17 protein-coding genes are annotated in these 21,586 nt (G+C 59.9%); 12 read left to right on the top strand and 5 right to left on the bottom strand.

Features of this window, described 5'->3' with window-relative positions:
- Positions 1 to 2 precede the first annotated feature (2 nt).
- The 3 genes from J7416_RS00185 to J7416_RS00175 form a co-directional block, all read right to left on the bottom strand.
- On the bottom strand, positions 3 to 2,405 hold the full coding sequence (locus J7416_RS00185) for an FAD-dependent oxidoreductase (protein WP_209222006.1): 2,403 nt from the start codon (positions 2,403 to 2,405) through the stop codon (positions 3 to 5).
- A gap of 113 nt (positions 2,406 to 2,518) precedes the next feature.
- Entirely contained in the window at positions 2,519 to 3,148 is a 630-nt protein-coding gene (locus J7416_RS00180; protein WP_209222004.1) for a glutathione S-transferase, read from the bottom strand.
- A 17-nt stretch (positions 3,149 to 3,165) separates the two neighbouring features.
- Positions 3,166 to 3,663 carry a class I SAM-dependent methyltransferase gene (locus J7416_RS00175; protein WP_209222002.1) on the bottom strand — a complete coding sequence of 166 codons (498 nt, stop codon included), beginning with the start codon at positions 3,661 to 3,663 and terminating at the stop codon, positions 3,166 to 3,168.
- Positions 3,664 to 3,897: 234 nt separating this feature from the next.
- Here J7416_RS00175 and J7416_RS00170 point away from each other — a divergent pair, with 234 nt between their 5' ends.
- Genes J7416_RS00170 through J7416_RS00150 form a run of 5 tightly spaced genes read left to right on the top strand, consistent with a single transcriptional unit; the run spans position 3,898 to position 11,107 of the window.
- The gene (locus tag J7416_RS00170) at positions 3,898 to 5,670 is read left to right on the top strand and encodes an ABC transporter ATP-binding protein (protein ID WP_209222000.1); all 1,773 of its coding nucleotides are present in this window, start codon (positions 3,898 to 3,900) and stop codon (positions 5,668 to 5,670) included.
- Entirely contained in the window at positions 5,663 to 7,573 is a 1,911-nt protein-coding gene (locus J7416_RS00165; protein WP_209221998.1) for an ABC transporter substrate-binding protein, read from the top strand. The genes J7416_RS00170 and J7416_RS00165 overlap by 8 nt, the downstream gene beginning before the upstream one ends.
- A gap of 14 nt (positions 7,574 to 7,587) precedes the next feature.
- Entirely contained in the window at positions 7,588 to 8,616 is a 1,029-nt protein-coding gene (locus J7416_RS00160) for an ABC transporter permease (protein ID WP_209221996.1), read from the top strand.
- Positions 8,613 to 9,767 carry an ABC transporter permease gene (locus tag J7416_RS00155; protein WP_209221994.1) on the top strand — a complete coding sequence of 385 codons (1,155 nt, stop codon included), beginning with the start codon at positions 8,613 to 8,615 and terminating at the stop codon, positions 9,765 to 9,767. The genes J7416_RS00160 and J7416_RS00155 overlap by 4 nt, the downstream gene beginning before the upstream one ends.
- On the top strand, positions 9,764 to 11,107 hold the full coding sequence (locus J7416_RS00150; protein ID WP_209221992.1) for a CoA transferase: 1,344 nt from the start codon (positions 9,764 to 9,766) through the stop codon (positions 11,105 to 11,107). The genes J7416_RS00155 and J7416_RS00150 overlap by 4 nt, the downstream gene beginning before the upstream one ends.
- 99 nt (positions 11,108 to 11,206) lie before the next feature.
- On the opposite strand, the gene J7416_RS00145 is transcribed toward J7416_RS00150, so the two are convergent.
- Positions 11,207 to 13,591 (bottom strand): mechanosensitive ion channel domain-containing protein, encoded by a 2,385-nt coding sequence (locus J7416_RS00145; protein WP_209221990.1) that lies wholly within the window; start codon positions 13,589 to 13,591, stop codon positions 11,207 to 11,209.
- A 357-nt stretch (positions 13,592 to 13,948) separates the two neighbouring features.
- Between J7416_RS00145 and J7416_RS00140 the strand changes: the two genes are divergently transcribed.
- The 7 genes from J7416_RS00140 to J7416_RS00110 are packed head-to-tail and all read left to right on the top strand — an operon-like array spanning position 13,949 to position 20,446.
- Positions 13,949 to 15,163, top strand: coding sequence for a glycosyltransferase (locus J7416_RS00140; RefSeq protein ID WP_209221988.1), 1,215 nt, complete (start codon positions 13,949 to 13,951; stop codon positions 15,161 to 15,163).
- Complete coding sequence (locus tag J7416_RS00135) at positions 15,160 to 16,407, top strand: glycosyltransferase family 4 protein (protein ID WP_209221986.1); 1,248 nt, start codon at positions 15,160 to 15,162, stop codon at positions 16,405 to 16,407. Before J7416_RS00140 ends, J7416_RS00135 begins: the two co-directional genes overlap by 4 nt.
- A complete protein-coding gene (locus J7416_RS00130; RefSeq protein WP_209221984.1) occupies positions 16,407 to 17,483 on the top strand; it encodes a glycosyltransferase family 4 protein in 1,077 nt (358 codons plus the stop codon). The genes J7416_RS00135 and J7416_RS00130 overlap by 1 nt, the downstream gene beginning before the upstream one ends.
- Positions 17,480 to 18,064 (top strand): histidine phosphatase family protein, encoded by a 585-nt coding sequence (locus J7416_RS00125; RefSeq protein ID WP_209221982.1) that lies wholly within the window; start codon positions 17,480 to 17,482, stop codon positions 18,062 to 18,064. Before J7416_RS00130 ends, J7416_RS00125 begins: the two co-directional genes overlap by 4 nt.
- Positions 18,061 to 19,203 carry a glycosyltransferase gene (locus tag J7416_RS00120; protein ID WP_209221981.1) on the top strand — a complete coding sequence of 381 codons (1,143 nt, stop codon included), beginning with the start codon at positions 18,061 to 18,063 and terminating at the stop codon, positions 19,201 to 19,203. Before J7416_RS00125 ends, J7416_RS00120 begins: the two co-directional genes overlap by 4 nt.
- Positions 19,200 to 19,955, top strand: coding sequence for a polysaccharide deacetylase family protein (locus J7416_RS00115; RefSeq protein ID WP_209221980.1), 756 nt, complete (start codon positions 19,200 to 19,202; stop codon positions 19,953 to 19,955). The genes J7416_RS00120 and J7416_RS00115 overlap by 4 nt, the downstream gene beginning before the upstream one ends.
- A 14-nt stretch (positions 19,956 to 19,969) precedes the next feature.
- A complete protein-coding gene (locus tag J7416_RS00110; protein ID WP_209221979.1) occupies positions 19,970 to 20,446 on the top strand; it encodes a class I SAM-dependent methyltransferase in 477 nt (158 codons plus the stop codon).
- Here J7416_RS00110 and J7416_RS00105 read toward each other — a convergent pair whose 3' ends face one another.
- On the bottom strand, positions 20,447 to 21,586 hold the full coding sequence (locus J7416_RS00105) for an alpha-D-ribose 1-methylphosphonate 5-triphosphate diphosphatase (RefSeq protein ID WP_209221978.1): 1,140 nt from the start codon (positions 21,584 to 21,586) through the stop codon (positions 20,447 to 20,449).

The raw sequence follows: 21,586 nt of genomic DNA, 5'->3' as shown, positions 1-21,586 counted from the left end.
ATTCAGCCCCTCATCGCTTTGCCCTGCGGGTCATATGGCGATGGGGCGATGATCCGCGCGGGGCGTTCAACGCCGACCACATGCACCGAAAGCTCGGTACCCGGCGAGGCCTTGTCGCGATTGACCAGAGCCATAGCCAGAGATTTGCCGGTATAGTGGCCGTAACCGCCAGAGGTCACAAACCCCACACGTTCTTCGCCCGACCAGACGGGTTCGTACCCGCTCGCGTCGGCGTCGTCGGCGTCCACCTCAAGCGTCACTTGCACCTGTGCCGGGCCATTCCCATCGCGTTCAGCGACTGCGGCCTGTTTGCCGACAAAGTCCTTGTCCCAATCGATCCAGCGGTCCATCCCGGTCATTCCCGGCGTATAAAGCTGCGTGAACTCGGCGGACCAGATGCCAAAACTCTTCTCCAATCGGGTCGAGAGCATCGCGTTGAAGCCGCACTCACGAATACCTTCGTCGGCACCCGCCTCCAGCAGCATCCGACGCAGTTTGATATGATCGCCATAGCGGCAGTTGATCTCGTACCCCTTCTCGCCCGTGACGGACACCCGGGCGACACGTGCACGGACCAACCCGATATCGAAATCGCCGCAGCCCATGAATTTGAGACCCGAGATGTCCTGCTCGGCCAGTTTTTCGACCACAGCCTGCGATTTCGGTCCAACAACAGCGAAGCCGCAGTATTGCTCGCCCAAGTCCCGAATAGTGACCCCGTCGATCATGTGATCGTCGAACCAGCGCATATGCCAGGCGCGCAGGTAGTAACTGCCCATGATCCACCAGGTGCCATCGCCCCAGTTCAAAATGGTCAGGTCACCTTTGAGACGCCCGTTCTCGCCCAGCATCGGAGCCAGCTTCGCCCGGCCCGGCGCGGGCAGTTTCGACGCCATGACCTTGTCGAGCCATACTTCGGCATTCGGGCCCGAAACCTCGAACCGCGAAAAGCCCGAGATATCCAGCAACCCTGCGCCTTCACGGATCACTTTGCATTCTTCAGCCACGATGTCATGCGCGTTAGAGCGTTTCAGCGTTGACGTCTCTTCAAACCCTTTCGGCGCGAAATAGAGCGGCACTTCAAGATCCCAGCTGACGCCCCATTTGCAGCCTGCCTCGGTCATTGCATCATGCGCTGGGGCCATCTTCAACGGACGACCCGCAGGCAATTGCTCGTTCGGATATGTCATCACGAAACGGCGGGAATAGAACTGCCCTGTGGTCTCGCGGATGTAGCGCTTGTTCTGAGCAAAATCGCCATACCGCGCCACGTCCATCGGCCATGCGTCGGCCTCGGGCTCACCATGGATCATCCATTCGGCCAGCGTTTTGCCGACGCCCCCACCTTGAAGGAACCCGGCCATCACGGCACAGGCCGACCAATAGCCGCGCTTGCCCGGCACCGGACCCACCAGTGGGTTGCCATCGGGCGAGAAAGTGAACGCGCCGTTTACCCATGTCTTGATGCCCACGTTCTGGATCGACGGGTAGCGTTCAAAGCCCAGCATCAATTCATTCTCGATCCGGTCGAGCTGTTCCTGAAACAGCTCCTCACCATAGTTCCACGGCGCGCCGTCCATGGCCCAGTGTTCGTGATCGACCTCGTAGATACCGACCAGAACGCCCTTCTGATCCTGCCGCATATAGGTGAACCCTTCGAGGTCCACTGTCATCGGCATCTCAAACTCTGCCGCCGCAACCTCGGGCACCGCGTCGGTGATCAGATAGTGGTGCTTGAGCGGAGAAACCGGCAGTTCGACCCCTGCCATGCGGCCGACCTGTTTCGCCCAGAGGCCCGCGGCGTTGACCACATGCTCACAGGTGATCGTGCCTTTGTCGGTTACAACCTCCCAACCATCGGCCGTCTGTGTCAGGCTTTCGACCTTGGTCTCTTCATAGTATTCGGCGCCGCGCTTTTTGGCGGCCGTTGCATAAGCCTGCACTGTGCCGGTCGTGTCGATATAGCCTTCGCGATCCGCCCACATCGCGCCCAGCACGCCATCGGTGGACATGATTGGACAGCGTTTCTGCGCCTCTTCCGGGGTCAGCAACTCGCAATCGTCAATGCCAATGGACTGGAAAACACGGTAGTTGGCTTGCAGCCACTCCCACCGCTCGGGCGTGCCCGCCAGCGTCAAACCGCCAGTCATGTGCAGGCCGATGTTCTGGCCGGATTCCTTCTCAATCTCGCTGAGCAGGTCGATCGTGTAGGCCTGCAGTGACGCCATGTTCGGGTCGGCGTTCAACGCGTGGATACCGCCCGCCGCGTGCCACGAAGACCCCGATGCCAGCCGCCGCCGTTCTAGCATCACAACATCCGACCAGCCGAACTTGGCCAGGTGATAAAGAACCGAGGCGCCCACGACGCCGCCCCCGATGACCACTACGCGATACTGAGATTTCATCCTGCCCTCCCCTGAATGGCTTGGGCAGGACGCTAGTAGCACTGTTCACATCTGTCTAGACATTTCTGTACAGTTCTGTGCGCGCTGAATGCCCACCCTCGAAAAGGCAGTGGTCAGAGTTGCGCGCTTGGGCGAGATGCGACCTTATCGAACCAAGCCAGAGTGGCAGTATTTTCCTTTGGAATCCGCATCTTGATCACACGGGCGAAGTCGACGAAGACGAAGGTGGAAATGTCTGCGAGGGTGAATTCTGCACCTGCAATAAACGGGCTATCGGCGAGTCTGTCTTCGAGCATCGAGAAGAAACGTCCAACACGCGCAGATCCGCGTTGCGCCAGTTCAGGGATTTGGGCGTGATTCACCGGCCCCGGAATCGCCCGGTCCGCAAAGGCGGGATGGGTGTTTCGCAAAGTCTCGGCGATGGGCATGCCGCCTTGCTGTTCAACGATGCTGTTCCACATCAGAACCTGCCCTTTTTCATCGGGCGTGCGTCCCATAAGGGGCGGTTCGGGGAAACGGGCTTCCAGATATGCCGCAATCCCGAGGTTTTCGGTAAGCGCAGTGCCCTCATCCGTCACCAATACCGGAACTGTCGCGTTCGGGTTCACAGCGCGGAAGTCGTCTGCAAGCTGTTCCCCCTTTGCAATCGAGATGTTGCGAGTCTCGATCTCCAGCCCCTTTTCAGCAATGAACATACGCGCGCGGCGCGGGTTTGGGGCGGTAGAGCAATCATAGAACAGCATCGGACCCTCCGGGCAGATTAGCGGCGATAGATAAAACAGCGACCTTCCACGGCACCCTGGGGCAGCGGAAGTTCGGTCAACGCGTTGAAATACATCCGATCGCTGGACACCATCAAACCGCCTTCGGCCAATAGTGGTTCGATCAGCGGAGAGACAAAGCGGGCGAAGTCGTCGTTCTTTTTGCGGTTGTGACCGCCAAGGTCTGCATGGATCAGGCTGGCAGTCGCGCCAAAGCGATCCAGCGACGCAGGCAACGTTTCCCGCACATCGCCCAAAATCACGCGATCCTCAGGCGGCGTGGAATCCGGATGCGAGGCCACCGCGCGTTCGAACACATACACCGGGCGTTCGTCGATGTACTGCACCATATGGTGATACGTCCGTCCGTTCCCCAGCCCAAGTTCGAACACTGGCCCCTGCATTCCTTTGGTCTGTGCGATGGCGAAATCCAGACAGGCCCGTTGTGACACCATGCGGTCGATGAACAGGTCCAGGCGGCTTTGGTTGTCGGGCACGGGGAAATCTCTCCTTGATATTTGGTCAGCTCATAATCTGCGGCTGACAGTGCATGTGATGACAAATCCTCAAGGTTTTGTGTAGGCGGATTGGCAAAAGTTTCACATTTTCGCGACGATTCAGCCTAAGAACGGGTTTGACTACACGGGCCCAACCGCGCGAAACTGCGTCAAAAAACACAGGGAGTTGAAAACGCCGATGCCGACCTTCGGACAAACGGGTAGTAAACCCGCATGACCGCGTTGTTGTCCGTTAAGGATCTAAGCATCGGATTCGGTGCGGGTGAGGCCGTTGTCAAAGGCGTCAGTTTTGATGTCGAGGCAGGGCAGACACTGGCATTGGTCGGTGAATCCGGATCGGGCAAAACCATCTCATGTCGGGCAGCTTTGCGGATCCTTCCGCGCGCAGCCCAGATTCGCAGCGGCACGATTACCCTGAACGATTCGAAAGGTTTCGAAGATCTGACGCAGATCAGCGAACGGCAGATGCGCGATATTCGCGGCAACCGGGTTTCGATGATTTTTCAAGAGCCGATGCGCTCCCTTTCTCCGCTGCACAAGATCGGCAATCAGGTCAGCGAAGTTCTGTGGTTGCACCGCAACGCGTCCGAGGCGCAGGCCCGCAAAGAGGTTCTGACCCAGTTCGAGCGCGTAGGCTTTCCGGACCCGCAACGCGCCTATGATTCTTATCCGTTTGAGTTGTCAGGCGGGATGCGCCAACGCGCTATGATTGCGATGGCGATGGTATCCAAGCCGGAATTGCTGATCGCGGACGAGCCGACGACCGCACTTGACGTCACGACACAAGCGCAGGTGCTGGGCCTGATCAAGGAATTGCAACGCGAAACGGGCATGGCCCTGATCCTTGTGACCCATGACTTGGGCGTTGTGGCCAACATGGCCGAGCAGGTCGTTGTCATGCACAAAGGCCGCGTGATGGAGGCTGGTGCCGCCGCACCAATCCTCAGCGCACCAGCACACCCTTATACGCAACAACTGTTCAACGCAGCGCCCGCCATCCCTGATGAAGAATCCGTTGGCTTGCCGATGCCGGATGAAAATCTCATCCTGCAGATGAAGGGCGTGTCCAAGACCTATACCATGCGCTCAAGCAAAGGGTGGCAAGAGGACAAGCTGATCCACGCCTGCCGCGGCGTCGACCTGAACCTTGCCCGCGGCAAGACGTTGGCGATCGTCGGCGAAAGCGGATCGGGTAAAACCACGGCTGCGCGGATTGCCCTTGGCGCCGAGCTTCCCGATCCGGGCGGCGAGGTTCTGTTCCGCACCGCGCCGGACGAAGACCCGATACCCGTGCATCAGATGACGCGCGCACAGCGCACCGCGTTCCAGCGCAAGGCGCAGATGGTGTTTCAGGACCCCTACAGCTCGCTCAGCCCGCGGATGCGCATTCAGGACGCGCTGACTGAACCGCTTGAGATCCACTCTATGGGGTCCGCTGCCGAACAGCGGGACAAGGCGGTCGAGATGCTGCAACGCGTCGGCCTTAACGGCGATATGCTGAAACGCTATCCGCACGCGTTTTCTGGCGGCCAGCGACAGCGCCTGTCTATTGCGCGGGCGATGATGCTGGACCCGCAGCTGATCGTCTGTGACGAGCCGACCTCGGCGCTGGACGTATCGGTTCAAGAACAGATCCTCACCTTGCTGGAAAACCTGCAGGATCGCTTGAACCTGTCTTACCTGTTTATCTCGCACGACTTGGCGGTCGTGGCGCGTATTGCCGACGAAGTCGCGGTGATGCGCCGGGGGCTTGTCGTGGAACAGGCCCCGCCAGAAACACTATTTTACAACCCGCGCCACCCTTACACCAAGGCGCTGATCGCCGCTCAACCGGAACCCGACATCAACCGACCCATCGACCTGAAACTGGTTGCTTTGGGCGCAGGTTCACCAGACAGTTGGGATGACACCTTCCGATTTACCGACTCCGTGATACCTTCACTGGTAGAGATGGAGCCCGGACATAAGGTACGATGCCATGTTTAAGACCACTCGCCCACTCATTCTGGCCGCTGCACTGGCCGCCACCTGGATGCTGCCCGCCACGGCAGGCACGCCCACTCCGCAGGAAAGCGCCTTTTGGGCCACCGAAGTGAACGCCGGAAACCTTCCACCGGTCGCCGAACGTTTGCCGGTCGAGCCTTTGGTGGTGGACCTGACAGCCAAGGGCAGAGAGTTTGGGGCGCCGGGCGGAACGCTGCGCACCATGGTGACCCGCTCCAAGGATATTCGTCAGATGGTGGTATATGGCTATGCCAGACTGGTGGGTTTCGACGAGAACTACGAGATCGTTCCGGATTTGTTGGAGTCATTTGAAAACGAAGACAATCGCAAATTCACCCTTAAACTGCGGGATGGCCACAAGTGGTCAGATGGCTCGCCCTTTACCTCAGAAGACTTCCGATACTGGTGGGAGGACGTGGCGAATAACGAACTTCTCAGCCCCTCCGGACCGCCGGATTTCCTGATTGTCGAAGGCAAAACACCAACCGTTTCTTTCCCGGACGAAACCACCGTCGTGTTCGAGTGGGAAGATCCCAACCCCGACTTTTTGCAGTCCCTGGCGCAAGCGCGGCCACCATTTATTTATCGTCCCGCCGCCTTCCTCAAACAGTATCATGAAAAATTTGCGGACGCCGAAGAACTCGCCTTTCTGGTCGAGGACGCACGTGTCAAAAGCTGGGCCGCCCTGCACAACAAGCTGGACAACCTGTACAAGTTCGACAACCACGAATTGCCGACGCTGCAGCCTTGGCTGAACGCCAGTTCTGGTAAGAAAATCCGCCACAACTTTGTTCGAAACCCGTACTACCACCGGATCGACTCCAACGGCGTGCAACTGCCTTATATCGACGTGGTCGAGATGGAGATTGTGGCCCCCGGTCTGGTCGCGGCCAAGGCCAACGCGGGCGAGACTGATTTGCAAGGGCGCGGGTTGGCTTTCCGCGATGCGTCGATCCTGAAAAAGGGCGAAGCAGGCGGTGATTACAAAACCCTGCTGTGGAAGACTGGCGTGGCATCGCAGATCGCCATCTATCCGAACCTGAACTATGCCGACGAGGCCTGGCGCGAGGTGCTGCGCGACGTCCGGGTGCGCCGCGCCCTGTCGCTGGCCATCGACCGCAAGACGATCAACCAGGCACTCTATTTCAAGCTGGCTCATCCCGGCGCGATGTCCGTGTTGCCGGCCTCTCCGTTCTATGACGAGGAAAACGCAAAGGCCTGGGCGCAATATGATGTCGAAATGGCAAACGCCCTTCTGGACGAGGCGGGTCTGGCTGAGCGCGACAAGAACGGCATCCGACTGCTACCCGATGGCCGCCCGATGGAACTGATCATTGAAACCGCCGGTGAACGGCAGGAGGTGGAAAACGCCCTGCAGATCGTCACCGATACATGGCGTGAGATCGGTGTCGACCTTGTCATGCGCCCCCTGGACCGGGACATCCTGCGCAACCGCGTTTTTGCAGGTAATACGATGGCCTCGGTCTGGTTCGGCTGGGATGACGGTATTCCGCAAGCTCACACCTCGCCCGCCTATTTGGCCCCGACCGATCAGGTGTTTCTGGCGTGGCCCAAATGGGGGCAGTATTACCAGACAGGCGGCGATGTCGGCGAAGCCCCGGACATGCCCGAGGCCGAGCGTCTGATGGAGCTTGCCCACGATTGGGAAATCGCCACAACCGACGAAGAGCGCGCCGCCGTTTGGACCGAGATGCTGAGCATTCATGCTGACCAGCTTTATGCCATCGGTATTCTGAATGGCGCGCCGCAGCCCATCGTCGTGTCCAACCGCCTGCGCAACGTGCCCGAGCAAGGCATGTGGGCATGGGAGCCCGGCGCGCATTTCGGCATCCACCGCCCCGACGAATTCTTTTTCGCCGACTGATCAGGAGCAGCTAAATGGTCATGCTGCGCTATGTGGTGTATCGCTTTTTCACGATGCTGCTGACTTTGCTGGTGGTCTCGGTTCTGATCTTCGTGATCATCAACCTGCCCCCAGGCGATTACCTGAGCAACCAGATCGCAGAACTTCAGGCTTCTGGTCAGTCTGCCGGTGTGGCCAAAGCCGAGTTTTTGCGCACCGAATACGCATTGGACCGCCCGATCTGGGAGCAATATCTAATCTGGATGGGCTTCTGGCCCGGCCCGCACGGGTTCGAGGGCCTGGTGCAAGGCAACTACGGTTGGTCCTTTGAATTCGACCGCCCCGTGGCCGAAATCGTCGGCGACACTCTGTGGCTGACAGTCGTCGTGAATCTGGCTGCCATTCTGTTCGTCTACGCAGTCGCCTTGCCCTTGGGAGTGATTGCGGCGGCCCGGTCGCGCACGTGGATCGACTATACTTCGGCCTTTGTGGGTTATCTGGGTCTTGCGACACCGAACTTCCTGCTGGCGCTGATCCTTTTCTACTACGGCCACCGCTATTTCGACCTGCCCATTGGCGGCCTGATGGACCCCTCTTTCGAAGGCCAGCCGATGAGCTGGGAAAAGCTGAAGTCCATTCTCGTGCACCTGATCGTTCCGACATTTGTCATCGGCACTTCCGGCGCGTCGGCCATGATGCAACGCCTGCGCGCCAACATGCTGGATGAGCTGGGCAAGCCATACGTTGAAACCGCCATCGCGAAGGGTATGGCCCCGTCACGGATGCTGACGAAATACCCGTTGCGCGTGGCCTTCAACCCGTTTGTGGCTGATATCGGGAATTTGCTGCCCTCGATGGTGTCCGGCTCGGTTCTGGTTTCGGTCGTTCTGGGCCTGCAGACCATTGGTCCGACCCTGCTGACCGCGCTGAAGACACAGGATCAATTCCTTTCGGCGTTCATCCTGATGTTCGTGGCCTTACTGACCCTGATCGGCACCATGATCTCTGATATTCTGCTGGTCATGCTGGACCCGCGCATTCGCTACGAGGGGCGTGAAGCATGACCAAACATCCAGACGGTCGCTTTGTCGACGATGCTCCTTTCGATCCCGATGCCTCGCTCCAACAGGTTGAACGCGCCGATCTCGACGCGCCCAACTGGCTGTTGGTCTGGCGCAAGTTCAGAACCCACAAGCTGGGCCTGATCTCGGGGATATTCCTGCTGCTGTGCTACCTGATGTTGCCATTTGCGGGCTTCATCGCGCCCTATGGACCGAATGAACGGAATGGCGAACACCTTTATGCCCCGCCCCAAAACGTCAACTGGTTCCACGAGGGCAAGTTCATCGGCCCCTATGTCTATCCGATCGTCGCCGAGGCCGATCTTGAGACGTTCCAGTGGAAATTCGTACCCGACACCGAAGACCCCCGCCCTATTCGCTTTTTCTGTGAGGGGTCCGAATACCGGCTGGCCGGGTTGATCAAGTCTGACACCCACCTGTTTTGCGCGCCCGAAGGGGCGACCCTGTTCCTGTGGGGCTCGGATCGCCTTGGACGCGACGTGTTCAGCCGTATCCTTTACGGCGCGCAGCTGTCTCTGACCGTCGGCCTGATCGGCATTTCCGTGTCTTTCTTTCTGGGCATCCTGTTCGGGTCGATGGCTGGCTACTTTGGCGGCAAGATCGACTGGGTCATCAACCGGGTGATCGAGATTCTGCGATCACTGCCCGAATTGCCACTTTGGCTGGCCCTTTCGGCCGCTGTTCCATCGAACTGGAGCCCGGTCGCCGTGTTCTTCATCATCTCGATTATCCTTGGGATACTCGACTGGCCTGGCCTTGCCCGTTCCGTACGCGCCAAATTCCTATCCCTAAGGGAAGAGGAATACGTCCGCGCCGCCGAGATGATGGGCGCAAGCTCGGGCCGGGTGATACGCAAGCACCTGCTGCCAAACTTTATGTCACACCTGATCGCCTCGGCCACCTTGTCGATCCCGGCTATGATCCTTGGGGAAACCGCACTCAGCTTTCTGGGACTTGGCCTGCGGGCCCCGGCGGTCAGTTGGGGCGTGATGCTGAATGACGCGCAGAACCTCGCCTCGATCGAGATCTATCCGTGGACAGCCATCCCGATGCTGCCGATCATCGTTGTAGTGCTGGCCTTCAACTTCCTGGGGGATGGGTTGCGCGACAGCCTTGACCCGTATCAGCAATGAGCCTGTTGTCCGCCCTGCCTTCAACCGACAGTTATCGGACGACGGGTAAAGGTGCCCTATCCAGCGCGTTCGCTGTATCCGAACTGGCAACGGCTACCTTCGGCGCTGTCGGACAGGAACTGGCGCGGCTGACAGCGGCCCTCAACCTGTCGTCTGACATGCCTGAGGCAACTGTAGATCACAGGTTGGCCTCGCTTTGGTATGGCTTTTCCTTCAAACCTGACGGGTGGGAAATGCCCAGCCTTTGGGACGCGGTCGCAGGCGATTACCAGACCGCCGACGGCTGGATCCGGCTACACACCAACCTGCCGCGCCACCGGGCCGCGGCGTTGAAAGTGCTAGAGGTCAAGGCAGACAAGACAGCGGTGGCGCAGGCGGTCCGCACATGGGCGGCCAGCGAATTGGAGTCTGCGGTCGTAGCGCAAGGGGGCGTTGCTGCGGCCATGCGCAGCCGGTCGGACTGGTTGGATCATCCCCAGGGCCGCGCCGTATCCCGCGATCCACTCATCGGATGGCACAGCCCGCGCCAGATCACCCTGCGCGACCGGCCCGAGGCCTCGGCAGCGCGTCCGCTGGCGGGGTTGCGCGTCCTCGACCTGACGCGTGTACTGGCGGGTCCCGTCTCGACCCGCACGTTGGCCGCGTTCGGCGCCAAAGTTCTACGTATTGACCCCCCCGATTGGGACGAACCCGGCGTTATTCCTGACATCTCACTGGGTAAATCCTGCGCCTATCTTGATCTGAAATCACCCGCTGGTTTGGAAAAGCTGCAAGACCTGCTTTCACAAGCCGACGTCTTCATCCATGGCTATCGCCCCGGTGCTCTGGACGGGCTGGGGCTGACCAAGGCCAAACGCGATGAACTTGCCCCGAACCGGGTCGAGGTCACGCTGGATGCCTATGGCTGGCAGGGCCCATGGGCCAGCCGACGCGGGTTCGACAGCCTTGTGCAGATGAGCGCCGGGATCGCCGATGCGGGCCGGGATTGGGCAAAGGCGGACAAACCTACGCCCCTGCCTGTGCAAGCGTTGGATCACGCGACCGGCTACCTGATGGCCGCAGCCACCCTTTCCGCCATGGTCGAGGCCGCGTCAGGGAATGCCACCATGATGGGCCAGCTTTCCTTGGCGCGCACCGCCGAGCTGCTGGCCGTTCTCAGTAAGTCCGAAACGCAAGAGACCATTTCCAACGCGACGCCTGAGGATTACGACACCCGGCCCGAGGCTTCGGGCTGGGGGGCCGGGCGCCGCTTGAAACCAGCCTTGACCGTGGGCGCGGCCAAGATGGTTTGGGACCGGCCCGCGTCAAAGCTTGGGACTTCGGCCCCTGCTTGGCCTTAGCTGAACGCCTGAAACGACCGCCGCGCGGAACGCGCGGCGCGGCCCAACGCTTTGGGTCTCGTCTCGTCAGAGACACGACCCAAAGGGGCGGGAGCACCCCTAGCGGTCGTCGCCGCCCGGGCCGATATCGTCCAGGTAATCCTCGTCAATCGCCGCCTGCACTGCGCCAGTCACGGCCTCGCGCTGTTTGGGTGTCAGATCCTCAGCTTCCTTGCCATCTGCAAGGCGCACCGTAACCTCGCGGTGTGCGAATTTGATACCTTCGCGCGCGAACAGCTCACGAATTTCCTGATAAACCTTCTTGCGCACCAGCCATTGATCGCCGGGTTTGGTCATGAACTTGACCCGGATAATCATCGCAGAATCCTGCATCTCGATCACGCCCTGCGATTTCAGCGGTTGGATGAAGTTGTCCCCAATCACCGGATCACTCAGCAATTGCTGCCCCAGTTTCTTGATCAGCTTGCGCACCTTTTCGACATCCGTGTCGTAGGTCACCCGCAAGGGCAGTTTCATGATCACCCAATCGCGGGAATAGTTGGTCAGCACTTTGATTTCACCAAAGGGAATGGTGTTCAAAGCGCCCAGATGGTGGCGCAACTGGAACGACCGGACCGAGATCTTTTCGACTGTTCCCTTCACATCCCCGATGTCGATGTACTCACCCTTGCGGAAGGCGTCATCCATCAGGAAAAACGCACCCGAGAAGATATCCCGCACCAAAGTCTGCGAGCCGAAGCCAACCGCCAGACCTACAACACCAGCACCCGCAAACAGAGGACTGACATTGATGCCCATCTCCATCAGGGCGATCAGGGCAATCGTAACTACGACCACCGCCAGAATGGCCCCGCGGAACAGCGGCAACAGGGTCGCAAGCCGGCTCTGCCCGCCTTCCCCGCCTTCGTCGCCCAACTCGGCCTCACCGCCGCCATCGTCGATTTCCTGCGCGATTTTCGAGTCGATCCAGATGCGGAAAAAGTTGAACAGGACATAGCCGATAAACAGGATCACCATAACGTCCAGCGCACGTTCAATCGGCAGATCTTCGCTCCAGCTTGCGTCAGGGTTCCAGATGACCACCAACGCATAGAGACCAACAACAAAGGCCAGAATACCCGCAACCCGTCGCGCCAGATCTTCGTAGGTCACGATGGAATGCTTGCGCATCTCGGCCTGCGGTGTCTCAATCACCTCTTCCTCGGTGTCGTCTTCGACGTCGTCCGAGCTCGTATTCAACTCTTCCATCTGCCGGTTGCGATCGAAATAACGCTCAAGCAGATAGTTCATCGCACCATAGGCAACCACGACCGACATGAAGATCGCATAGCTGCTTGCCACAATCGGGATCGAGTTCTGGTTTTCCAGCACAAGGTCGACCGCCAGCTTGAACCAGCTGAACACCATGTACAGAATCAATACCGGTGCCCAGGCGAATGAGATAAAGCGCAGTATCCACGACACCTGATCCGGTGTCCGCCCGCCACGAATGGCGTTGGAAATAGCGCGTGCGTTGAACAGGATCATCAGGACATTGCCCAACGCGCCCAGCATTGTCAGACTGCCATACACCATGGCGTAGACGTTATAATTCAGCCCGAAATCCGCGACCCAGGTCGCAAAAAGCACAACGGTAATGTCATATGTGGCCAGCGCGGATGCCCAGATGTACAGCCGTTTTGCGTCACGGTCCGAAAAAGGCGGCAGGCGGTATTGGCTCAGATACGGGGACAGCACCATCCGCCATAGATCGGATACTGTTCGAGACAGGAAAAACGCCGTAAATATAGCCGTGACCGTGAACTGGATCGAGATGTCTTCGGCCTCGCCAAAAAACAAAAACCCGACAATCAACGCCATAAGCATCGCAAAGACGGTGGCGCCGATCCCCATGAAGAAACGGAACACCAGGAAAGGCATCTTATCGCGATAACCTTGCGGGTTCTCTTTGGAACGGGCGACCACAAACCCTTTGGCAATGCGCTTGCCGTAAATCTCGATCGACAACCAGCGACCAATCAACAGGAACAGGACGTTCCAGAACAGAACTTCGACATAAGTCTGAATGCGCCCATCCGGGCTGGTTTGACGCAAAATGTACTGAACTTCAAAGATCGAATAGGGCAGCGCCTCAAGCCGCGAATTCATCGACTCGCGAAACTTGGAGAACCGCTCCTGTGCTTTCATCAGTTGCGATCCGTCGGCCATCGGATCCGACGGCCCTTCGGGCCCCGGCGTCGCGCTCTGCCCTCCGGTGGACACGATTTGCCCAGTGCTGTCGATAACGATGACGCTGGCCCCGGATTCGGTTGCGGACTTGATTGCTGTGGCCAGATCGCTGTCACTGGCGGGTTCAGCGCTGCTGCTGTTGGAACCCGTCGGGTAACCCGGAATTAGCGAGGTCTGCGCCGCGGCCCCACCCACCAGCACCAGCGTAAGGGACCAGAGTATCAGCGTTAATCCGACCAGAAATGTACGTTTCATCCGGTTTTTTTCCAATTCATTCTTCGCAAGGCAGAGTATCGAAGCCTTTCGACCGGTTCAAACACACAACCCGGTATGTCGCAACATCGTGTCACGGCGTGTTCCTGGGACCATGCTTGGAAAGGAAGTGTTTGCAACCTTGTAAAAACGGAATATGACCGGGCAAAGACGGTTAATATGGCGGGCAAGCTGACAATTTGATGTAGAACAGGGCGCGAATGTAAAATCTTCGGTCAAATACGTCGCAAACCGAAGCAGGCAGATTCAAATCCTTGGTTTTGCTCAAAACCGGAAAAATATATACGTTACGGGTGCAAGCGCGCGGAGTTGCACCAAGACAGTGAAATAGGCGAAGGCATGAGCCTGAAAAGACAAGAAAAAACAATCGGCCGTGCGCCACGCATTCTGCTCTACAGCCACGATACGTTCGGCTTGGGCCATTTGCGCCGGTCCCGGGCATTGGCGAGTGCAATAACGCAGGCGGACCCTTCTGCGTCGGCTCTGATCCTGACGGGCTCGCCCGTTGCCGGTCGCTTCACATTTCCACGCCGCGTTGACCACGTGCGCCTGCCCGGTGTGACCAAACGAGCCGACGGAACGTATGCCTCGCAAACGATTGGCATGGGGATCGAAGAGGTTACCGAGTTGCGCGCTGGGCTCATCCAGACGTCCGTTCAGCAATTCGATCCCGACGTCCTGATCGTCGACAAAGAACCCACAGGGTTTCGCGGAGAACTGGTGCCGACGCTGGAAACCATGATGCGCACCCGGCGCACCAAGATCGTTCTGGGTTTGCGCGACGTTCTCGACGAGCCTGATGTTCTGGCAGCCGAATGGGCGCGAAAAGAGGCCATCGAAGCGACTGAGAAATTCTATGACGAAATCTGGGTCTACGGGCTGCGTTCGGTCTATGACCCGACCAAGGGCCTGCCCCTCAGCACTGCCGCACAGTCGCGGATCCACTGGACGGGCTATCTGCGCCGTGATCTGGGACCCCTCGGTGAACCGCCGGAACAGCCTTACATCCTGATCACGCCCGGCGGGGGCGGCGATGGCAAGGCCATGGTGAACCTGGTTCTCTCCGCCTATGAGCAAGACCCCACCCTGTCACCCCGGGCCGTTCTGGTGTACGGCCCCTTCCTGGCAGGTGAACTGCGAGATGAATTCGAGGCGCGCGTTGCAGCCCTGAATGGTCGCGTCACAGCAGTAGGTTTTGAATCGCAAATCGAAACTCTGTTTGCAGGGGCCGCCGGCGTCGTCTGCATGGGCGGTTACAACACTTTTTGCGAGGTGCTGTCTTTTGACAAACGCGCCGTCATCGTTCCGCGCACGACCCCACGCCTGGAGCAATGGATCCGCGCCTCTCGGGCCGAGAACCTGGGCCTGGTGCGGATGCTGGACGATAATCGCGACGCGCTGACGACCGAGTCCATGATCGGGGCCATCCGCAATTTGCCGCATCAAGATCTGCCGTCGCAGGCGATCCGGGAAGGCCTGCTGGATGGGCTGGACTATGTAACAAGCCGCGTCGACGCGCTGCTTGGTGGAGAACGGGAACGGGCCACCGGATGACTTCCAAACAACCCAAGCTCGCGGTGCTGGTCAAAGGTTGGCCGCGCCTGTCAGAGACGTTTATCGCACAGGAACTGGTCGCCTTGCAGGATGCAGGCCACCGGTTCGACATCTGGTCCCTGAGACACCCAACGGACGTCAAGCGCCACCCGCTGCACGACCGTTTCAAGGGCCAGGTGCATTACCTGCCGGAATATCTGTACGAGGAACCTGACCGCGTCTGGGCGGCGCGCGGCGTTGCGAAATCCCTGCCCGGCTATGCCGAAGCCTACACGGTCTGGCGCGCGGATCTGCGTCGCGACCCGACGCATAACCGCATTCGGCGGTTTGGGCAGGCATGCGTTCTGGCCGCCGAGCTGCCTGCAGAAACACACGTGATGTACGCGCATTTCATGCACACTCCGTCCTCGGTCGCACGCTATGCTGCCATCATGCGCGGCCTGCCGTGGAGTTTTTCGGCTCATGCCAAGGACATCTGGACGTCACCCGATTGGGAAAAGGCCGAGAAACTGCAGGCCAGCACTCACGGGGCAGCCTTCGGAGCGACCTGCACCGCAATCGGGGCCGAACACCTGCGCGGTCTGGCGGACGATCCCGCGCGGGTCGACCTGATCTATCACGGGCTGGACCTGAACCGCTTTCCTGAACCGCCGAACCGGGCAGCACGTGCCCCGGACGGGCCGTTTCACATGCTCTCGGTTGGTCGTTTGGTCGAGAAAAAGGGTTTCGATCGCCTGATTGATGCCTTTGCCATGCTGCCAACCGCCTTGGACTGGCACTGGACCCATATTGGCGGCGGCACGCTGTCCCAGGCGCTGAGCGAGCGTGCCAAGGCGGCCGGTATCGCGGATCGGATCACCTGGCGCGGGGCCTGCGATCAGCCCGAGGTGATCGCCGCCATGCGCGCATCGGACCTGTTCGTCCTGCCCAGCCGCATCGCGGAAGACGGGGACCGCGACGGGCTGCCGAATGTGTTGATGGAGGCCGCATCTCAACTGTTGCCGATCTTGTCGACACCTGTGTCGGCCATCCCCGAGTTTATCGACACCGGCACCCATGGGCTGTTGTCCGATGACAATCCGGCCGCGCTGGCCGAGGCGATCACCGAGATGGCCACCAACCCGGACCGCACGACAGCCATGGCAAACGCGGCCCGCACTCGCCTGCTGGCCGAGTTCCGCATGGACCCCGGCATTGCCCTACTGTCCAAACGGCTTAGCGCGTTGGGCGCGAGCAAAGACTGATGGCCCGCGTCGCCTTTTTCTCACCGATGAAATCACCGGACAGCCTGGTGCCGTCGGGCGACAGGGAAATGGCGCGCAATCTGATCCAAGCTATCGGGGCGCAAGGGGATCAGATCGATCTCATCTCGCAGCTGCGCATCTACGATAAAACCGGAGATTCTGACATACAGCAGAACCTCCGAGCTGCGGCCGAGGCCGAAGCGCAGCGGTTAATAGCGGATATGCCTGCGGACACAGATCTGTGGGTGACATACCACAATTACTACAAGGCACCGGACCTTTTGGGGCCCAAAGTCAGTGCCGCCCGAAATATCCCCTATGTCCAACTGGAAAGCACCCGAGCCACCAGTCGGTTGAATGGGCCATGGTCCGGGTTCGCTCGGTCCGCGCATGACGCCTGTGATGCGGCAGCCGTGATCTACTACCACACAGCCAACGATCTGATCACGCTGAAGCGTGAGCGATATGGCAATCAGGATCTGGTCGAGTTGCCGCCCTTTCTGCCGATCACAACGCTGCCGCCCGCTTCTTCGGTCAACGGGCCGATGCTGACGGTGGGGATGATGCGGAAGGGCGACAAGCTGGCCTCGTACCACGTGCTGGCGCAAGCCCTGTCGCACCTGAACGGCGACTGGACCCTGAACATCGCGGGCGACGGACCAGCGAGAGCCGATGTCGAAGCAGTGATGGCGCCGTTTGGCGCGAGGGTCCAGTTTCTTGGACAGATGGACCGCGACGCCTTGCAGGACGCATACGCTGACGCGTCCGTTATGGCGTGGCCCGGCGTGAATGAAGCCTACGGCATGGTTTATCTGGAAGCGCAGGCATGCGGGCTACCCGTTGTGGCGCAGGACAGGCCGGGTGTGTGCGACGTATTGGTCCCGACCGACTATCCGTCCGTCGACAGCGGAGCCAAAGGGTTTGCCGCACGGTTGCAAAAGCTGTTGGATGACCCCGCGCTGCGCCGGTCGATCGGAGCGAAGGCGCGCGCTTATGTAGCGGACCGCCACCTCATGCCGGCTGCAACCGAAAGGTTCTGGCGGGCGGCAAGACCCCTGATCGGAGGCACCGAATGAGCCGACTTGCCCTTTTGCGCCACGGTCATACCCACTGGAATCGCGCGGGCCGCATTCAGGGGCGCAGCGATATCCCCCTGGACGACGACGCCCGCGCCGAACTGGCCGGATATGAACTGCCTGCGCCGTGGGACAAAGCAGCGCTTTGGTCCAGCCCTTTGCAGCGCGCCAGCGAAACAGCGCGGTTGGTCGCAGGGCAAGATCCCAGGGTCGCCGAGGCCCTGATCGAAATGAACTGGGGCGACTGGGAAGGTCTGCGCGGCGTTGATCTAATCGCGGATACGGGCAGCGGTTACCGCCATATCGAAGATTGGGGCTGGGACTATCGGCCCCCGAACGGAGAAAGCCCGGCCGAAGTTCGGGCCCGGTTACAACCCTGGCTGGGTGCGTTGCAAGGCGACACGGTCGCCGTCTGCCACATCGGCATCATGCGCGTCATACTGGCGGGGGCCTGGGGATGGAATTTCGAGGGCGAGGCCCCATTCAAAATCAAACGCAACCGACTGTATGTCATCGATCTGGAAAACTTCCGCGCGCAACCAGAGCCGATCCGTCTGATCCGGCAGGAGACCCCGGAATGAAGGTCATGATCGTTGTCACCCACTTGCTGGGCACCGGCCACCTCAGCCGTGCTTTGACGCTGGGGCGGGCCTTTGTGGCGGATGGTCACGAGACGTTTGTCGTCTCAGGTGGGATGCCGGCGCCGCAGCTGGACAGTACCGGAATAACGTTGTTGGGCCTGCCACCGCTGCGTTCCGATGGCACCGATTTCACGCGTCTGTTGACACAAGACGGATCGGTTGCGGACGAGGCCTATCTGACGGCTCGCAAGATCGCGCTGGTCGAGGCTGTACGCAGTTTTTCCCCCGACATACTGATCACCGAACTGTTTCCGTTCGGCCGTCGATCCATGGCGGAAGAGTTTTTGGCCGCACTGGACGCCGCCCAAGACCTAAGCCCGCGCCCGGTGGTTCTGGGATCGGTGCGGGACATTCTGGCTCCGCCATCCAAACCCTCAAAAGCAACGCGGGCCGAAGAGATCGTGGTCGGTTACTATGACGGTATTCTGGTTCATGCGGATCAGGACGTCGTGCCGCTGAACATCAGTTGGCCCGTTTCCGATCAACTGGCACAGCGCCTCTGCTATACGGGTTTTGTGGCTCCGCCCGCTCCGGTTCCGCACAAAGACGCAATCGGCAAAGAAGAGGTCCTGGTCAGCGCCGGTGGCGGTTCAGTCGGGCAGCCGATCTTTCGGGCCGCCATCGAGGCCGCTCGAAAGATGCCCAACAGGCGCTGGCGCCTGTTGGTTGGCGGACAGGATGCCAAAGCGCGCATTGAAGAACTTCGGCAGCTTGCGGCAGATGCTCCGGTCACGCTGGAACCGGTACGTCCCGATTTTCGGCAGATGCTGCCGCATGCAGCGGCCTCGGTCAGCATGTGCGGTTACAACACTGCACTGGACCTTTTGCAAAGTGGTACACCCTCAGTTTTCATTCCCTTTGATGACGGCAATGAAGTTGAACAGAGCCTGCGTGCGCGCACTCTGGCAGAAATGCCTGCCATCGATGTGATCCCAAGCAAGGACCTGAATGGCGATATGCTAGCCCGGGCCGTGGATCGGGTCATCTCGGAAGGGCCGCGCGAGGTTTCGGATCAAGGCTTCGACGGTGCGGCGCAAGCCGTTCGGATCGCCAAAACGCTTCTGGAGCAACGAGAATGATGGCCGATTGGAACGTCTTGACGGATGAGCTGGCGCTTTGGCAGCAGCAAGGGCTGATCTTGCCGCTGTGGTGGCGCGATGACGATGCGGTTTCAAAAACACCGCAGCTAGAGCGGCTGTCGGCCATGTCCGAGGACCTTGGCGTACCGGTTCATCTGGCCATCATTCCGCGCGAGGCCGAGGACAGCCTGGCTGACTATGTCAACGCGCGGTCGCACCTAATCCCGGTTGTGCATGGCTGGGCGCATCAGAACCACGCACCACAGGGTGAGAAGAAATCCGAGTTTCGGCTGCATCGGCCCATGGCGGATATCCAGAGCGACGCCCAAGCCGGCATGTCGCGCCTGCAGGCGCTGTTTGGGAACCGGTTGTGCCCCATGTTCGTGCCGCCATGGAATCGTATTGCGCCCGAAGTGGCGCCAGAGCTTCCGAAAGCAGGATATCGCATCCTGTCGACCGCGACGCCGCGATCCAGCGCGCAGGCGGCACCTGGGTTGGACCAGATCAACACCCACCTGGACCCGATTGACTGGCGCGGGTCACGCGGATTGGCCAACCCGGACACGTTGATCGCCAAGACCGTGCACCTACTGAAAGACCGCCGTGAGGGTCGCGCTGACAACGCCGAGCCCTTCGGCGTTCTGACCCATCACCTGGTCCATGATGAGGACATCTGGACCTTTACCCACGACCTGCTGCTAAGACTTCTGGACGGGCCGAGCGTTATCTGGTCAGCCCCAACAGCCGAATGAAAACGGAGATCTGAATGAGCCGACTGGATTCCATGCTGCGCCGCCTGACCGCCCAACGCGACGGTCTGAACTGGTCGGTCGAACAGATCGCCGACATGCCCGGCGATGTGCTGGACATGGGCCTTGGGAACGGGCGCACCTATGACCACCTTCGGGAAATCCTACCGGATCGCAGAATCTGGGTCATGGACCGCGTGTTGCAATGCCATCCGTCCAGCACACCTCCGGCAGAGGATTTTCTGCAGGGCGAGGCTGAACCGATGCTGCAGAAGCTGGCCGAGGGCGGACCGAAGATCGCGCTGGCGCATTATGATTTCGGGCGCGGCGTCAAGGAAGAGGACGTGGCCGAGGCCGCCCGGCTCAGCCCATTGATCGCGAAAGTGATGTTGCCCGGTGGACTGCTGATCTCGGGTCAGCCCTTGGTTGGGTTTGACCAAATCAACGGCCCGGACACCATCGCGCCGGACCGTTACTTGTTCTACAGGGCCTGATCAGGCGACGCGACGCCCGCGCGACCAGACACCGTTCAGCGCGGGTGCGCCTTCGCGCATACGGAACCGGATGACATCCGCGCGCGCGCCTGCGCGCAGCTCGCCGCGGTCATCCAGCCCGACAACCTCGGCCGGGGTCTTTGTCACGGTTTTCAGGCCACGGGCGAAATCGCCCCACATCTCTCCCAACCGCGCGGCAGACAACAGCAGCGCTGACGGGACGTAATCCGACGACAGGATGTCGAGATGGCCCAATTCCGCCAGTTCATGCGCAGCGACGTTGCCGGAATGCGACCCACCACGGATCACGTTGGGCGCCCCCATCATCACCTTGATTCCATGATCATGGCAGGCCCGCGCCGCCTCAACAGTCGTTGGAAACTCGGCCAGTGTTATTCCATGACCGGCAGAGACTCGCACCTGCCCTTCGGTGGTATCATCATGGCTGGCCAGCATTGCGCCAAAGCGGCTGGCGGCTTTGACGGTTTCAACCTCATGCTTGTCACCGAACCGGTTCCGGAGCGCCTTGAGCGTCGCAACATGCTGCAGGAACTCATCATCGTTCATCCCGTGTTTGCCCTTCATATAGGCTTCCAGCTGCGTCATATCGCGGAACTGCCGCTGTCCGGGCGTATGATCCATCAGTGATACAAGCCCCACCCGATCTTCGGGACCGAACTCATCCAATTCGTCCACCAGCGTTTCCGAGCACACCTCGGCGCGCAAGTGCAGAAAGTGGCTGATCTTCAGGGCGTCCTGTTCGCGCAGGTCCCACAGCTCTTTCGACAGGCCGCGCGCATATTTCTTGTATCGGCTGCCCGATGGGATCGAGCCGATGCGCATCGCATCAAAAACGGTTGTGATCCCGGTGCTGGCCAGTTCCGCATCGTGTGCGAGAATGGCTGCAGAATGGGGCCAATCAACCTTGGGCCGCGGTTGGATGTGACGCTCAAGATTATCTGTGTGAAGTTCGACCAGGCCGGGGCAAACGTAATCGCCTTCGCAGTCTACCGCGCCCGCTGGCACGACAGGGCCAGTTGCGACTTCGGCAATGGTTTCTCCGACGATGTGAACGCTGCCGGTAACCGTCTCATCCGGAAGAACAAGTGTGGCATTGGCAAGTATCATTTCTTCTGTCAT

The sequence above is a fragment of the Ruegeria sp. R14_0 genome (genome assembly GCF_017743975.1).
GTDB lineage: Bacteria > Pseudomonadota > Alphaproteobacteria > Rhodobacterales > Rhodobacteraceae > Ruegeria.
The sequence above is the reverse complement of the archived record's forward strand: the minus strand, read 5'-3'. Positions and strand labels throughout refer to the sequence as shown.